This window comes from Methanobacterium alcaliphilum, from assembly GCF_023227715.1.
Lineage (GTDB): Archaea > Methanobacteriota > Methanobacteria > Methanobacteriales > Methanobacteriaceae > Methanobacterium_E > Methanobacterium_E alcaliphilum.
In genome coordinates this window covers 17,225-36,451 of record NZ_JALKIF010000007.1, presented here as the reverse complement: position 1 = coordinate 36,451, position 19,227 = coordinate 17,225, and the positions used below count along the sequence as shown (strand labels likewise).

Here is a 19,227-nt window from a genome sequence, read left to right as displayed (position 1 = left end):
ATACTATTTGAATTTTACCTGATTGTTTTTGTAATTTGATTCCAAAGATTTTTCTTTGTAGTTAATTAACGCATATTTGTAGTATCTTTTATGGGTAGAATATTTATAGAAATTCACCATAATAGTGCAATATCCGCCAGTTACAATAACTGGTACTTTAACTATTTTATACCTCTTAGAATTATACCAAACTTTCAAATAACATTTTGAAGATGCAGCGGCGCCTTTATTCTTTATTCGAAATTTATATTTATTTCCTGACCTTTTAACACTACTAATATATAGATCAGGTTTGTTAACTGTGATTTGGTTGTTATTATAGTTGGATTCTAGAATTTTTTGATTAAAATTTATTTTTGCATATTTATATTTATTCTTGTGTGTGGAATAAGTGAAGAAAATAACTTTAACTGTGCATGAACCACCAGACGATATAACCGGGACAGATACTATCTTATACTTAGTTGATGAGTACCACATTTTAAGATGACATTTTTTTGAGGCAGAATTGCCTTTATTCTTGATTGTGAAATAATAATTATTTCCTGACCTTTTAACGGAACTAATATACAGATCCACATATTTAGTCAAAGTAGTAGTATTAGATATAAGAGATAGTGTTGAATTGACACATGATGTGCAATTGCCATCAGTGGCCTCCACCCGCAGCAAATGAGAACCCAGAGCCAGAGAAGAAGGTGCATTGTAATTTAATGATGCTGTACCATTCACTGCTTTAGCTGTTCCAATTAAGGAATTATCAAGATAAAATTTAACTGTCACATCAGAATAATTACCTACAGTTGAAATCCTTGCAGTCAATGTAACATTATTGCCTTTAATAATTGAATAATTAGATATAGTTACATTTAATGAGCTTTCAACATTAATATTTTTAGAGATAATTAAAGCACTGGCTGAAGTAGCTGCAGCATACCAGTTATTTTCATAGAAATTATTAAGCAATATATAATTACCTGATTCAAGATTAGTAGTTAAACGAGCTACCCCCTCGCTGTCTGTTATAACCGTATAAGTTTTATTATATTTTCCCGGGCTGAAAAGGGTGATATTTATTGATTCACCTGCTAGGGGCCTACCATAAATATCAGTTAAAGTAATATTGTACTGATTGCTATCAAGAATAACGGCATCCGATATCAAAGTAGTATCCACCCTATTTATGGTTAAAACTCCAGTAGCACTACTTGATCCATATAGACTATCCCCACCATAATCAGCACGAATATTATAGACTCCAGTGAATAAATTAATAGTTAAACCAGCAAATCCATTTTCATCAGTTATTACATAGAAAGTATCGTTAATATTACCCTGCGATATAATCAACTTTATGGTTTCATTTTGAATAACATTGCCATTGTCATCGCGTAATTTCACTACATATGCATTTCCACGCCCATAGAGTTCACTAGTTTCCAGAGATAAAGTGGAATTTATAGAAGAAATAGAAAATCTAGAGATTGCTATGGAAGGGTTGTACCAATCGTTTCCATTAAAACTTATTTTAACATCATAAATACCTTTGGAAAAGTTAATAGAAATTCCTACTCTACCACTTTCATCAGTAACACTTTGATAAATTTTAGATTCATTTCCATAAGATATATTGAAAGTTACTGTTTGGCCAGCAACTCCTTTACCATTAAGATCATATAATGTGGCGTATAAAACATTTCCTTTACCATAAAAGGTTTCATTGTAAGTTATTATTTTAGTAAGGGAAGTTAAAATAGATATAGTGGCATTGGATTGGCACCCTTCAAAATAAGAATTGCCATTATAACTTACATGTATACTGTAGACTCCCACTGTATTATTAATTACAATAGTGGCCAAACCATTCCCATCCGTAATTAAAGTATAATTTTCCAAAGTTCCATTATGGTTTTTTATAGTGAATTTAAGAGTTTGATTAGCAATTAAATAACCATTTACATTGCTTAAAATTACTTTGTATGTATTTCCTTTACCATAGAATACCTCATTATTAACAGTAATCATGGTACTGTTATTTTTCACATTTAAATCCAGAATTTGATTGTCAATCGTTGCCTTGACAATGAAATCCTTGTTCAGATAAGGATTAACAACAGATGAAGCAGAATTATTGATTAATACTCCTTCTAATGGTGAAAGTTGAGTATTAGTTCCATTGAAAAAAACTTTTCGAGAAGGTAAAATTCCATCTAAAACATGAATATTGCCCTGAATGTCTGTGACTTTATTTAAAGATGCAATGACTGTGAGATCATCCATAATCATATCCATTATGACCCAGTTATCAATATAAACATCCCCTAAAAAGCGGTAAACATCAGTATTATCCGGGCCACTACTGGAACCCCACCAATTAAATGACAAATAAGATGTTCCAATCCGATTAAATACATTATTAGCTAAGTATTCACCAGTGTTATTTACAAAAACGGAATAACTAACGGTTAGATTTCCATTATTGAATATGGCGCCACCATATCCTGCATAGTTACCCTCGAAAATACAATGGTCAACTGTTAAATTACCCCCATTGTATATCATCCCATTAGAGTAAAAGTACTCCAGATCTTTGTTAAAATCATTGGCATTATTGATAAAACTGGAATTAGAAATAGTCAGATTATATCCATTATAACTATCACCATTGGATATTATACCCCCATTTGCGCTGTTATTTATAAAAATTGAATTGATTATGCTTTTTGCTCCTTTAACACAAGCCCCGGTATTGTTTATGAATTTACAATTATCAATTATATGATTGTGTTCCCCGTAATTTGAAAAAATTAGTCCCCCACTGTTATTGATAAAATTAGATGCATTGATTACTGCCACAGGATGCGCTTGCGAGGACCATACTGGTAAAAGTAGTGCATATAGGGAGTTATTGATAAAAGTAGAATTAATTAAATTTACAGAACCGTCCCTCCAGTAGACCACCGTATTTTCAAAATTTGTAGATATTCTTGTGAAATATGAATTGATGATATTCAAATTTTTGCCATCCCCACCATAAATAGCATATCCGGTTATATCTGAAAAAACAGAATTATATACATTTAAATCACCATAAGACAAAATTGAACCCCGAGTATTAGCAATTGTACAATTATTAATCACCAACATCCCTGAATTATTAAGAAGATATGCAGCATAACTTATTTCTGGAGCTGACAAAGTGATATCATTCAAATTAAGTTGTCCGTAATCAGCTATTATAAATATATTGTTATTGGTGTGCCTATAAATGGTCACCGGCCCATTGAATGAGGTGAAAGTGAGGTTTTTAGTTATATATAAATTAGAATTAAATGCACCATCATATTCACCAGCAAAAATTCGGATGGTATTACCATTAAGTGCTTTTTTAAGGGCTTGAGATAAGGTTTTATAAGGATTAGCTTCAGATCCATCATCATAGTCGTAACCATCATTAGAGACGTAGATAATATAATCCGTAGAACCTGTACCTACAACTAAGCGAAGCCGCTGGTTGTCTATTATGGCATAAATTAAAGTATCTTCCGTATTATTGATATAATAAGTTGAAAATGATTTATTTTCAAGGTAACCGCCTGAATTTGAAAATAATCCATTATCCGTCTCAAAAATCACATGTCTGGTTGGTAAATATATTCCCGAGGTTAAAGTAAAAACTTTTTCACCATCAGTATATTTATTTAACGAAACCGTGACCTTTGAATCGGTTTTAGATGGTATAAACTCATATTCGGAGTTGAAAGTCATTATTATCCAATAGTTAACATCATATTTTTTCTTATTGGTTCCCCACCAGTTGTAATCTGCATTTATGGTTGAATTGTGACTATACATCGATCCTAAAATACAGGAATAGATTATCGTTAGATTGCTATAGTTAACTGCATTAATGGCAAATTTGCAGTTATCGAATACTGAACCAATTATATACACCTCACTGCAATCTGCATGGATAGCATAGCTAACTTTAGTATTAACAAAAGAAGAGTTGTATATGTGGGTATCGGTATTTTTAAGGTTTAATGTGGATACATTGTCAAAAATTGAATTAAAAATAGTTATGGAATTAGATGTATTATCATAATTTACCCCATCGACTGTATTAGAATAAAAATTAGAATATTTAATAGTTATGTTTCCATTATTCAGTAATGCACTGCCAATATTTGCTAAATTTTCTGTGAATGTGCAGTTATAAATTTCTGCTTCTTTAAAGTTGGATATTGCTCCACCGTAATTTGTACCGTCATTAGAAATGAAAGTAGTATTGTAAACTGTTAAGTGGCCATAATTTAAAATCGCGCCAGATCGTAGGCCAACGTTATTTTTAAAAGTGGAATTAAGGACAGTCAAATCCCCATAATTCGTAAGGGCTCCTGAAGCATAATTATTCTCATCATCACCATTTGTAAAAGTTAAACCATCAATGGTTAAATTACCATTTGATGTGACTTCAAAGAAGTTGTATTTTTTCGCCCCATCCAGTACAACAGGCCCTCCCACGGCCGAGATGATTAATGTTTTATCTATAGTTAATTTAGTGTTATTTAAATTACTGTATGTACCATAGGACATGTAAATAGTGGAACCGTTTATTGATTTAGATATGGCTTGTTTTAAACTTTTATATGGATTTTCAATTGTTCCATTACCGGTTTCATCATTGCCATTTATAGATACATATATTTCAGAGATATTAGTTGATTTAGAATAGTCCTGTTTTGAACTGTTATCATCTGATAATATAGAAGAATTGATATTTACATCATCTTCAGGTAAAATAGTAGAATCATATATATCTTCCCCATAATTTGCAGCACTTATCATCCCGATAGATAGAAATGATAAAGTTAAAATGATAAAAGTGATTATTTTTATTATTTTCGACATTTAAAGCCCCTAAAATTTTTAAAACTCTGATTTTTTTCGATTTTTTAGATATCCCACGAATATAAGTACTAAGAAGAGTAAAACTGCTATGAAAGCAGTTATATTATTTGATTCTGTTTGTTTGGAGTTTTTTTCCTCTTCTATTTCATAGGCTTTTTTTATGCGAGATGATCCTGACGAACCACCACCAGACTTCCCACCAGGATTAGAATTAGATGTTATGGAAGATGCTGCGGCAGTTAAAATACTACCCACAGTCTGTAATTGCTCACTCATGTATTGCACATCAGATTGACCATTACTAAATCCATTAGTTCCATTGGTTGAATTAGACCCAAACCCTGAGCCTGTTCCATCACCATTACCTATACCTGAACCAGTTCCGACACCCAATCCAGACCCCGTACCTATACCAAAACCTATTCCGGAACCAGTTCCAGATCCAGGGTTAGAATTGCCACCATTACCCGAATTATATCCAGATCCAGAGTTAAAATTACCTCCTCCTGAATTTGTTCCATTAGTATTTTCACTGGCAATAACATCCCAAAGAACCCTCTGAATCAACCAATTTCTGAACTCTGTATTATCCGTATTCCATACGGAATCATCCGGACCTTTGTTAGATCCCCACCAGTTACCCATGGCATAAATACTGTTTCTCAGACCAGTAGTGTGGAAAGTTGATTGACTGGGCGCATAATTGTTGACAATGTTGGAATTCGTGATATTAACATTCACCTCATAAAATCCAAATGCACCACCTTGGTAGAGAGCCCGATTACCCTCTATGGTGGAATTGGTAATTGTCATTAAATTTTGAATGTGGCCATAGCTACTGTAACCCCAGTAAGAAACTGCGCCATCATACTGGGCAGAATTGTTACTTATAACTGAATTTAAAATAGTTAAATTGCCTTTTATATAAATAGCCCCACCAGTAGTTGCCAGATTCCGGGTAAAAACAGATCCCATAATAGTACCATTGTTAATGGTTGCTGCTAATGCCCCCCCACGAGTTAGTGCTTCGTTACCAGAAAAACTGGAATTGAATATAAATAAATTCTTAATTTTGCCCAATATAGCGCCACCATTGTTTTGAGCTGTGTTGCTTTTAAATAATGAATTTATAATATACAAATCACTCCCCGGCCCATTCCAATAATCAAAGCCAGAAATAGTTGAATAATTTTTTCCCGAAATAGAAATCGCACCACCATTCAATGCAGAGTTCAGTTCAAAAATAGAGTCATATACATATAATGGCCCACTATTTGAAATGGCCCCACCCAACCCCGCAGGAGTATTCAAATTAGTGTCGTTATATAAAAATACGTCCCCCATAGTAATAGCAGCATTGCACTTGAATAAAGAATTATATACAATCATATAAGACGAGTTTGTCCCGAATACAGCACCACCACTAGAAGCAATATTATTCAAGAAAGAACAATTATAAATAGACAAGTTACCACTATTAAACACCGCTCCTCCAACATAACCCCAATTATTTGAGAAAACTGTGTTCTTTAGAATTGTTTCCCCATAATTAAGTATACATCCACCATCACGAGAAGCCGTACTGTGGTTTAGTGTCGAGTTTTCAATTTTCAACCTGCCGTAATTTAAAAATACTGATCCATTTTCACCGTAGGCATTGGTTAAATTTAACCCCATTATAGTCAAATCACCCATTGATAAAATAGAAAAAATCTGTTTTTTATCGCCATCCAGAACTACTTTACCATATTCATACGGGACAATTGTGAGTGTTTTATTAATAACCAACCCATTTTCATGATATGTTCCATTTAAAAGGTAAATTATCGCCCGATTATATGCTTGAGATATAGCATAAGCAATAGTAGAGTAAGGATTATTTAAAGTACCGTTACCCATAATATCACTTCCCGTTGGAGATACAAAAACATAGTAAGGAGTATTATTAACCACCACATCATATAACGCATATACTGCATTATTAGCCACCCAATAGCCATTATTCGAAATTAAATAATTACCCGCCACCACATTGGATTCAAAGGAGTTACTATCAATAAATACTGCGTATTCACCACCTAAAGCATAATTAGAAATTATGTGATTATCTCTCACCTGATTAAAGGACGCTCCACCATAATAATAAATGCCGGCTTGAATAACAGCCAGATTACTATTAAATCCTGTGCCATTGAGTAATATATTATTCTCTTTAATAGAATCATTAGTACAATTAAAACCAATATAACCAAAAGAACAACTAGAATTAGATAATAATAAATTGCCTTCGACCATATTGGCAATGGCACTTAAAGATTTTATCAAATAAACAGTTAGTCCACGGGCATTTATGGTATTGTTAATTATCTGAGTATTGTTGGTCCAGATAGTGCTGAAACCCATATAATCCAAAGAAGAATCAGTGACCACACCATAACTTGAATTGGAAGCCAGCGCAATGTCATTACACAATACTAATGTGTCTGAAGCCATGGAAACATATACACCTGTTGCAGAATATTTTGAATTTATACTTATACTATTATTTATAATCTGATTAGATTTAGGGCTTCGACCGTACCTATTTTGATAACGATTGGATATGCTGATACCAATTAGTGCATATAACCCATCCATATTAATAATATTATTTTTAATCTGGTTAGAAAAACTATTAAGAGTTATTGAAATAGCAGTTATAGTTGATTCAACTATATTAGAAATATTTATAGTGTTATTTGTTACTGTAACATTAAATGCATCCATCAAAGTTAAAGCAGGATTATTTGTTAAATTAAAAACTATTCCTGTGATATTAGAGTAAGAAGCACCTGTTTTTAGAATAAAACTAGCATTTACTATGCCATTGCCCAGATAAGACGATAAATTCAGAGGAACATTGAAAATTAAACTGCAGTAATGATTTAAAGTGGCAAGCAATAAAGTATCATTACTTTGAACAACCCCACTTAAGAGTTCACCATTTAAACGGCTACTGAAATAGTTCAATATATTTTCATCATCAATAACAAATGAATTACAACTTAGTGTAGTATTATATGATTTATCAAAGATTAACTGTTTAACAGCATTAGTATAAAACGTATTTGAAAGCATGTTAGTTTTGTTAGCATTAGCGGTTAAAAAAACAGCAGCATTACCATTGCCTAATACATCAAAACTTCCCGGGTCAGTTAAGCTTAAATCACCACCAATAGTACGAATAAAATTAGATTTAATAGTCACATTATCAGTTTTATAAGCACTGATACCGTAAACACCACTACCTACACCCCAAAGCGAATTATTAACTAATAAAACATCACGGCTCATGTGCAGCTGAATTAAATAAACCATTCCCCTAGCATTGACAAATATGGTGTTGTTAGTTATATTCAAATCAAATAAAGAGCCAATTAAATTAGCGGTGGAAATACCATAACCATAAGAGCCACTTATAATATTAATTACATTATTTTTTATAGTACTATGAATAATGGAATCCGTGTAAATAGCTTCTGCCAGTTTATTTCCTATTAGAATAATGTTGTTATTAGATATGGTGAAATATTTGGAAAAATCAGAAGCATACATGGAGCCTATAAAATTATAAGAAACCATATTTATTCCATAGATATAGGCCTGGTTTGCATTAATAAATATACTGTTGTTGGTTATATCCACATATTCACACAGCCCATAAGATGAAATACCGGATAATGACCCTGTAAAATTATTATCCGCCAATATAGTTATGTTATTTCTAAGAATAGTTATATTGTTTGCACCTTCAACTAAAATTATGGCGTTTAAATTATTATTATAAAAATTTAAGTCTTGAACTATTGAACCTGCTGCATCAGAATACAGAGTAATTTTTACGTTTTTTAATAAAGAAACCAGACCATTGCTGGTTAATTTCACTTTTTGATCGAAATATAAGTTTTTATTGGTCAGATGGGTTAAAATAATCACTATATCATTTTTAAATGACTTGAATTTAAGATATCCATCTTCATCAAAATAGGCAGAATAATTTGAATCATTGACAACTATACCAGTACTATCCTCAATAACATCGTTAATTATATTATCTGAACTATCATCCCCATAAGGATCAGTTATATCTTTATAAATCCCAAAGGGAGCATTAGTATTTATGCAGTTGCCGGAGATAGTCGTATTGTAAACTGTGCCTTTTAAATATACACCATACAGCAAGCTGGTGATGGTGTTATTGATAATTGAATTGAAATATACCTTTTGATTGGCAATGGATTTAATATAAACTCCATATGATCCAGTTTTTATAATATTTCCCTGAATAGTTGAATTAGAACCAGTTATATTTATAGCAACATCAACATTGGTGTTTATATGGTTGTTTATGACTTGAGAATTATTCCCTGTGACCACTATACCTTCACCATAATTTAGAAGATTTACAATGTTATTTTTTACCAGGATAGAGTTTCCCCTAATAGTGATCCCCACATATGATCCAGTTTTTATATTAACCGTATTGTTTACTACTACTATGTTTTCAAGACCACTGCTTTGAACACCAATACCTATGCCTCCATCGGAGTGATCTGCCGTTATAATATTATCTGAGGCTATTACATTGGAACAGGCAATAAGCAGAGCCATACTAGTCATGTTAATCAAAGTATTTCCTTTGATTGTAGCATTATCCCCCGTTATACCTATACCATTGAACATATGCACTAAGGTATTATTGATAATGGTAGTATTACAATGAGAAGCATAGCTAAATAACATACCAATAACCGCGTCAGATGCGTAGATAGAATAGAGGTAGTTATTGGATATGTAATTGTTATGGCAATCTGGATCTCCACCATAATCTGCGTGTCCATAAGGGTTGTAATAAATTAAATTAGCATTAGTGGCTTGCATGTAATTGTTGGATATATTGTTGTAGTGACATTGACCCATGGGCATGCAGCTACTCCATGTACTAACTAGATTGTTATAAATAATGGTGTTGTGGCTGGAATATCCCATTGGCATAGCAAAAACCTTATAAGCATCCGCAACACGAACCGTATTGTATGAAATAGTATTATAATCAGTATTAGAAAGCCATATCCCATGTAAAGTCACACATTCAATGCCATTCACTTTGAAAATAGTTTTATCATTGATAATTCTAAGTCCAGTTACTGTGGAACCATCACTTCCACTAACTAAATGGATGACACCATTGGTTATCTGGTCATTTTCACCAATCGCTGTTAGAATGAGTTTTCTATCAATGGTAAATGCTTTATCAGAAACATTGCCTATTCTTATTGTATCGCCGGGAATAATGTCTGCAGAAGAAAGGATTTCACCAGTATAAACATTAAAATATTCTCCATAATTACTATCAGTAATATTAATCTCCTTAACACTGCGAGAATCACTCTTTGCATACGAAGTATGCGTAACTAGACTAAAACTACCATTAATTGTATCATTATTAGCATAATTATCTTTTAAAGGCAAATTATCATCGGTTATATTCTCAGCACTTACTGTTGAAACTGATAAAAAAATAACTAAAAACGAAATCATGAGAATATACTTTTTATTAATCAATTAACATCACCTATTCTCTCAAAAACCTGTCATAAACTTACTTATCTGAAATAATTCCTTTTTAAAAAAAAAATAGAAATAAGGAATTTAAGTCAATACTCCTATTTGATGTATCGTATGTTGACTTTATTTTTCCTTATAGTGTTTTTCTTATTGCTAACACTTTTTACAGTGGCAAGGCCGATTTTCTTATTGGAAGTCACCTGGTTTTTATAAAGTGTTGTTTTAGATCCTTTATTATACACACCATAAGCAGTATTCTTATACATTTTATTAGAGGATACTGATGCGTATTTAGAGGTTTTATACAAGTATAAACCAGCATTATTGTATCTTAAAACATTGGACTTTATATTATCTTTGTAGTCAGCACTGAATACTCCGTAAGAGAAGTTGTAAACAGTATTTGACTGGATCAGAGTATATTTTGATCCTTTGGAGTAGATACCATAACCCTTTTTAGTACCAGATATGGTGTTTTTATAGATCTTATTGCTGGATCCGTAATTATAGACACCATATGATTTAACTGATTTTATAGAGTTACTGTAAATACGGGTGCTGCTTGCTTTATTCATTAAACCAGTAGTTCCACCACTTACTGTGTTGTAGGATATCTGTGAACTGGATCCACGATTATCCACACCACAATAATTATTCATCAACGTATTGCGCCCTATCTTAGTAGAAGAGCCAGTATTATAAACTCCTGCTTTGGAAGTGCTTGATATTTTATTATAATTAATATCTGCAGCTTTTCCATAGTTTAAAATACCATATTCTCCACCAGAAATCGTGTTATATACCAAGTCCACATTGAATCCTTTATTAGTGATTCCTACCTTATTATTCACCAGTTTTTGTCCTTTTATAACTACATTGTTTCCGTAGTTGTAAATAGCGCTTCCTTTGTTGGATTGGAACATATTTGCCGTGTTTATCTTGACATTGGATCCATTACCATAGTTAACAATACCATTCACATTACTGGTGAAAGTGTTACCAGCCATAGTTACAGTGTTAGCTTTATTCAAGACACCATTAGTGTAGTTTTTGATATTTAAACCACTTAGACTAACATTATTACCAATTATGGTGAATGCTGTGCCAGTTCCATCACCCACAATATTCACTACACCATTATTTTTAATATTCAATGGTTTAGATACAGTTAAAAACAATTTACTGTAGTTTCCATTAGTGAATATTATATTACAACCAGATACACAGTTATCCATAATATATTGAATCTGAGTATTAGTCATATAGGTGTATATGAACCATTCTGTGCCAGTGTACACTACTTGTTCCAGTGATCCTTCTTTACTAGAGTTTAAATAGTCCCCAATTCCATTGTACTCCGAAGTGATGTTATGTTGACCAATATCTTGATCTACTACCCAGTTTAGTGAAGCAAGTCCATTTACCACATTTGCTGTTCCGATTAACACATTATCTACTAAAAAGTTGACGATTCCTCCACCCACAGGGTTACCACTAGCTGTTTCAGTGACATTACTGGTTAAATTAATACGGTCACCGTATTTTGGAGTGGAGTTAGATATGTTAAGAATTGTAGTTGTGTTAATAGAAGTCACACTAAACATGGTGTTGTTTTCAGATGAAACATAGCTCTCGGTTCCATTATAACGTACATTGATTTCGTAATCACCTTTATCTTCATCTACTATCCAATTTAAAGTAGCTCTACCATTTTGAACATTAGCTTTTCCAATAGAACGAGTTCCAACAAAGAATTCAACTTCACCAACATTCACCGGATTGGTGCTATCTGAATCAACCACATCCGCAGTTAAAATAAGCACATTACCCTGCCTACCAGTAGAATTAGACAAACCAATAGTGGTGGTTGTGTTAAACTGGTATAATTCAATATCTAAAGATACTGTTGATCTGTTGAAAACTGCATTTACAGTCTGGTTTCCATATTGGTTGTGACTGTAAGTTGCATTCATTCCTTGAGCACTTGCATTACCTGAATCTGGCATAATAGTTCCATTAGAAACATTAAAGACAAATTCTTTATCTTCAGAGGGTATTGGTATTTTACTTACGTCGTAATCGTAGGTAGTATTACCATCTGTGGATTTAATAGCCATGTTGATGATTTGACTTAAACCTGGTGCATTATTCGTGGTTAAACTCATTATTATCCATTTATCCAACACAACCGTCGGCACATATGATGCGTAAGGCAATATTGTAGGTTTGCTGTTGTTACCCCACCAGTTGTTATCCAGATAATACAGTCCACTGTACAAGGTCAATGAGTTCAGGACTGCAGAGTTGGACATTGTAGAATTGTAACCTTCAAGAGAACTACCGGAGATTATAAGACCCATTGGGTTATTGAATAAACAACCATCAATTATTATACTATAACTTGACCCAAAGGTAATGGTATTTTTCAAGTTAACAAATGATGAGTTGTATATACTCCAATGGGATCCACCATATGCTCCAAAACCAGTACTGTTATAGAATGTGGTGTTGATTAAGGTTACATAGGGCTCACCAGTTGACACACTGGTGTATATATCATACATGGTGTTGTTGGTAAAATAACAGTTTTTAAATGTGGAATTACTTCCTAAATATACTGCTGCGCCTCGAGAGTGCGTGGTTATGGTATCTCTGATTATGGTATCCATCACAAGTAGTGTTGCATTATTTTGCAGGTTATATGCATTGAATATGGCAGATCCATAATTTGTACATGCATTTGCTACAAAAAGACAGTTGTCAATAACGGCATTTCCAAAGTTAGCCACTGCTCCAGCATTATATGCACCGGTATTGTTGTAGAAATATGTATTTTTAATTGTTAAATTACCACTTCTTTCATTCACAATAGATGTACGGATGTTATTGACAAATGCACAATTTTCAATTAGCATATTACCATAATTTTGAATAATGCCGTCTCCTCCAGTTGGGCCAACAGTGGTCGGTGCTAAAGAATTAGTAATTGTTAAATTGTTCAGTTTAGTTACCCCGAATCCTTGAATTATTCGGAATAACCAGTTTACATTTTCACCATCAAGGAAGGTTTGATTTGTACTTGCACCGGTGATGGTTAAATTCACTGCATTAGGTAATGTTAAATTAAAGATTCCTGGCCCTTTGTAAGTTCCAGCTAAAAGATGGATAAACAAGTTTTGAGTTTTCTCCAATCCTTCTATTAATGCCTTGTTTATGGTTGCATAAGGATTGCTTTCAGTACCATTTCCAGTATCATCACTTCCGGTTGGGGAAATATAAAGATCCAAGTTGTCCAATATTTCTGCTGAAATATTTAAAACAGCACCCTGTACAGTTAAATTATCCGCCTGGGAATAATTACCAGTTATATCGTAGATTCCATTGTCAAAACCTATACAATTTATTTGTGCAAGGCCATTAATCAGTTCAGCTACACCAATATATTTTCCACCCACATAAAATGAGACGTTACCTCCACTTATGATGTTACCTTCACTGTCTCTCAAATATGCTTTTAAAATATTTGATATTATAGTTGAATTGAGTGATTCAAAGGTTAAATTACCAGAACCTATCTTACCCACATCATAGGTTGAGCTGCTAAGATATACATCATTTCCATTAGTTCCAGCCGCATTGTTTGTAAATGAACAGTTATGGAGATTTATATTACTGTTGGCATATATTGCCCCGCCGTAGGTTGTTGCAGAGTTGTTGGCAAAAATAGACCCAGTTATATTTCCATAGGAATAAAAAGCCCCACCATATGTAGCATTATTTCCAATGAATGTGTCATTTATACTAGTTAAACTTTGAGCTAGTACAGCACCACCATATCCTGCAGCGTAATTGTAAAGGTAGGTGTTGTTGATACTTACAAAATTGCCATTGACCTTTACGGCCCCACCAGTTATAGTTGATTCACCAACAGTGCCCAAATTAGTGTTATTAATAAATTCTGAGTTGGTTATGGTTATAGCCTGACTACTAACTGCTGCACCGTTTTTTGCTCCTGAGGAAGATCCAATATTAGTATTGTTTATAAAAGAACTGTTGTCAATGGTACCTTTACGGATGTAGAATGACGCATAATAACTTCCGGTTACTATATTATTTCTAAATATTAAATTTTTAACCGTGTTGTTTACTTCAGCAGCAGAATCCACGTATATTATTGGACTAGATATTGTAGAATAATTATTTTCAAATATACAGTCTTTTATATTCACCGATCCAGTTGTCCTTAGAACAGGACTATAACTAGAAACGTCTGATTTTGCATTTTTTATAGTCAGATTCTCTAAGTTGGCCTGGGTGTACGAGCCAAATTTGAATATCCAGTTAGTTAATTCTCCATCAATTATTGCTTTATCATAATTTTCTCCAATTATACTTAAAACACCTAAATCAGATATGGTTATATTACTATTTCCAGCTCCAGAATAGGTACCATCCATGAGATAAATGGTAGGATATATTGATCTTATAAATCCTTCATTTATGGCTTTATACATGGTTAAGTATGGATTAATTTTTGATCCATCTCCAGTCTCATCATTTCCATTTGGTGAAACATAGAAAGTAACCGGGCTTCGGTCGATATCTACTTCTAAGGTTCCATTCTGGATGTTTGGCTGGTTGTTTCCAAAGATGGAAGATGTTCCGGTTAAGTTGTATAAACCATTATCCATCAACTTGGTGAATTTTAAGGTTGCAGTACCATTAATGATATTTGCATTACCAAGTTGTGTTTCATTGGCATAGAAATAGATTTGATAACCATATATGGGGTTGCCCATATCATCAGTTACTGTTGCAGTTACGGTAGCTGTAGGTTTGTTAACATATAAGTCTGCAAAGGTTATATATGCATTAACATAACCACCGGCGTAAATGTATCTGCCCGTAGCTGCTGAACAGTTTATCATGGTATTATTTGCAAGATAGTTATCTCCCCATGATAGGTAAACCGCTCCGCCCTGACTATTAGAACCTGTCAAAGTACTATTAATAATTGTGTTATTTATTAATGATCCATATCCAATGTATATGGAGCCACCATAACTCCAACCGCCTTTAGCATAATTATTCTCAAATCGAGAATTAGATACATTGCTGAGACGGGTGGAAATTCCATTGATATATAATGCTCCACCAGAATCTGTAGCGTAGTTGTTTGTGAAATTGGAATTATTGATATTAAATAAAGTAGAACTGGAATATATCACTCCACCATAACTTCCTGCAGAGTTGTTATTGAATCTAGAATTTGAAATTGTTATATTACCTGCAGAGCTTCTTATAACTCCACCATTGGATGTTGCATAATTGTTTTCAAATATACAATCAGTAATATTTAAAATTCCTGCATTGGTTATTGACCCACCATTGGTTGACTTACCATTGATAATGGTCAGGTTTATTAAATTAACTATGGAATCTGCCTTTATATCAAATATGTAATCAATACTTTCACCGTCAATAAACGTTTTGTTATAACCTGCCCCAATTATGGTTAAGATCCCGCCTTGACTCGTGTGGGCTTTATTTATTTCGACTTGCGTATTTCCTGTGCCTTTGAATATACCTTCGCCCAAGTATATCGTGGCATTGGTTGATGCATTGGCATCAGAAACTCCCTTCCCTATAGTGGCGTAAGGGCTATCTGCACTTGCGCCGGTATTGGAGGTATCATTTCCTGTTGTTGATACATAGATATCTTTAGTGCTGGGTGCGGACCCATTGCCCAGATCTTCAGCACTTACCATGTTCAAAGAAAGAAAAAACAGGAAGATGAATGTAATTAGTATAGCTTTATTAATCTTCACTATTTACCGCCTCTTTTTTTCATTTGACATTTAAGTTTTAATATTATACCTTCATTTTTTTGTAAGAAATCTTCATTACAATTTAGAATATTACATAAAGCAAGTATATAATAATTTCCATTTTACTTTAATTATTATCAATTTTACTTGAATAAAAAATCGTCATTAAAAGTAAAATGGAATAAGAACATTTAAAATAAAAATTAGATTCTTAAAATAGTTAAAAATCAAATTAAAGTATTATTAACAATTAAATTATAATTAAAATAAAGTATTAAAGAGATTCCTCAAAAAAGAGCATTTTATAAACAGATGAAATTATTAATTTACTTAAATTTAAAGAAATGAGCTTATTTTACTAACTACATATACTCCATCTCAAGTAAAATACTATGATTTTAAAGATTTATCCTGACAAAAATAAATTATGCAAAAATTTTTCTTTGAATAATTAAAATGGAATTTTTTTGTAAAATTAAAATTGTAATTAGGGTAGAACAGTATCATGTTTTCTTAAATTTTTTTACAGACGTTGCAATTATCCCCCCAATAAATCCCCAAAGCATTGGAATAAAAATAAAAGGTCCCAAAATCGCAGAAAATAGCATCATATTAGAAAATAAATCATTTTTTATGCCCAGGGGAAGAATTTGATTAAAATTCAATCCAAAAACTATAGAAAAAAGAATTATTCCTGCAAAGATTCCCATTAATATTGCAGATAAACCACCCCATTTATAACTGGTTTTATATATGTAAGATGTATAAAATCCACCTATTAAAACAGATATCGCTATTAAAAATGGGGAATAAAAAACGAATTTTCCAAATAAAAATAATATAACTCCAGTTATCAAAGCTATCAGTAACCCCCTTGCTATAGCCATCCCTAGAGAGGTTTTTGCCTTATACTTAGATATTAATTGAGGTTTATATTCTAATTCACCACCACATTCACATGTTAAAAAATCGTAAACTGATTCCCCTTCTTTTAATTTATAAAAACCATTACAGTTTTTACAAATTAAGCATGTCATTCAATCCCCCCAACAATAATAATAATTAGTATATATAGTATATATTTTTCTTTTATGTGATTTAATAATTTTCCATTTTAATAGAATGAAGAAAATTATGCTAAAAAATGGAAAATTTAGTAGTAAAAATATCCAAGTTCGTTAAATCTAGCTTACTACACCATATGGTAAGCTTATTGGTAGTTTTCTTATAATTTTTGATATTAGCTGGGAAGAATAAAATAATTTTAAATCGTTATATCCATGATAAATGGCTAAAAAATTAACCTTAAGCTATTATGATAAAATTAATTAATATACTCAACATACTATTATTAAATAAATTAAGGATTATTGGGAAGTATTAAATTGTTCAATATAGCAAAAACAAAAGAATATCTTTGGGAAATCTGTAAAAGCGATGAAATAGTTGATAATGAATTTTTAAAAAATAAAATGTTGACTTATTGGTATAGAAATGGCATTGCGATATACCTCGATGCCAAAAATATTAAATCACTAAGAAACGCTATAAATGAAGTTAGAAAAGATGAAACTGTCAAATTTAATTTTTTAGAAAAGCATGTTGAAGATAAACTAAAGGATATTATATCCAATTGCCATAAACTTCCTTTGAATGAAAGATCAAATCTTATTGATAATGAATTAGAGTTATTCCGTTCGGAACTTAAAAAAGAAATCAATGAATGGGTATTCTGGATACCAATTGACAATCTTAATCTGTTAACTGATAATCCGTTTTCTGTAGGAAATGTAAAGTTTTTCAGGCTAGATCATACCAAAGCAGAAGAAATTACTGAGAAAATAAAAATTTCGAATACAAACGATGAAAGATTTAAAACCCATATAAACAATCATTACATTAATCCAAATATTGATAAAATCTTTGCTGAAGTTAAAGTTAGAGGAGTAAAAAAATATGCTCGTGAAAATGGAATGAATCAAATTAGAATGGCAATTAATGTTTTAAGATTGTATGCCCATTCAAATCAGAATTTTGGTATACGGGGGGAAATAACCCCTCGTTTTTACAGAAAATCATTTGAATTCACAGCAGATTATGAGAAAAAAGTTTTTCCAAATGAATTAATTGGTTCTGTGAAAGAATTTTTGTTAAATGACAATTTAATAGAATTCATGAAAAATAATGGATTTGATAGACTAGATCTAATGTTAAAAACTCGAAAACCTACTTTCTTTGAAACAAGAATTCTAACTGCAATATATTGGTTTGGAGAAGCTATGGGAACTGAAATTTTTGAAAAAGAAATCTATGAACAAAAGAAGAAACATCACGAAAACTTAGAATATTTCAAAATTGGGGAAAAATATATCAAATTATCTACTGCTCTCGAATCCATATTAACATTTGAACAATATGAACCCATCAAACTAAACATTGCTGAAAGAACTGCTTTCATTATTGGTAAAAATTATCGGCAACGCAAAATTATTATTAATATATTAAAAGAGCTATATGATGTTAGAAGCAATATAACTCATAATGGATATGTTTTTGTTTCAAAAAGTGATCTTCAAGAATTAATTTATGTTTTTAGAAATGTAATCATTGCTCTTTTAGAATTAGATAAGAAATATAAATTTAAAAGTAAAGAAAGTATAACAGACTTTTTTGATAGATTGAAATTAAAATGCACTTCAGATTGGTAATAGTAAATTAAAGAATAAAACATTATTGTTTATTATTTTCATTTATTTTATTAAGAATATCTTGATATTTAGGAAAAATTCTTTTTTTCATCGTTTGAACTCAATCTAATACATTCAAAGTCATTTTTAAGACATCAAGTATAGATTCTTTTTCCCTTAATATTTAAGTGAAT

Annotated in this window: 5 protein-coding genes; 1 reads left to right on the top strand and 4 read right to left on the bottom strand. The window is 31.9% G+C overall.

Annotated elements, in window-relative coordinates; genetic code table 11:
- Nucleotides 1-3: 3 nt before the first annotated feature.
- From MXE27_RS06320 to MXE27_RS06305, 4 genes are all read right to left on the bottom strand, one after another.
- A complete protein-coding gene (locus MXE27_RS06320; RefSeq protein ID WP_248611565.1) occupies nt 4-4,911 on the bottom strand; it encodes a right-handed parallel beta-helix repeat-containing protein in 4,908 nt (1,635 codons plus the stop codon).
- 18 nt (nt 4,912-4,929) lie between these two features.
- On the bottom strand, nt 4,930-10,515 hold the full coding sequence (locus MXE27_RS06315) for a NosD domain-containing protein (protein ID WP_248611564.1): 5,586 nt from the start codon (nt 10,513-10,515) through the stop codon (nt 4,930-4,932).
- Between the two features lie 101 nt (nt 10,516-10,616).
- Complete coding sequence (locus tag MXE27_RS06310; RefSeq protein ID WP_248611563.1) at nt 10,617-16,346, bottom strand: right-handed parallel beta-helix repeat-containing protein; 5,730 nt, start codon at nt 16,344-16,346, stop codon at nt 10,617-10,619.
- A 503-nt stretch (nt 16,347-16,849) separates the two neighbouring features.
- Entirely contained in the window at nt 16,850-17,383 is a 534-nt protein-coding gene (locus MXE27_RS06305) for a hypothetical protein (RefSeq protein ID WP_248611562.1), read from the bottom strand.
- A 348-nt stretch (nt 17,384-17,731) separates the two neighbouring features.
- On the opposite strand from MXE27_RS06305, the gene MXE27_RS06300 reads away from it, so the two are divergent.
- Complete coding sequence (locus MXE27_RS06300) at nt 17,732-19,054, top strand: HEPN domain-containing protein (protein WP_248611561.1); 1,323 nt, start codon at nt 17,732-17,734, stop codon at nt 19,052-19,054.
- The last annotated feature ends 173 nt before the right edge of the window (nt 19,055-19,227 follow it).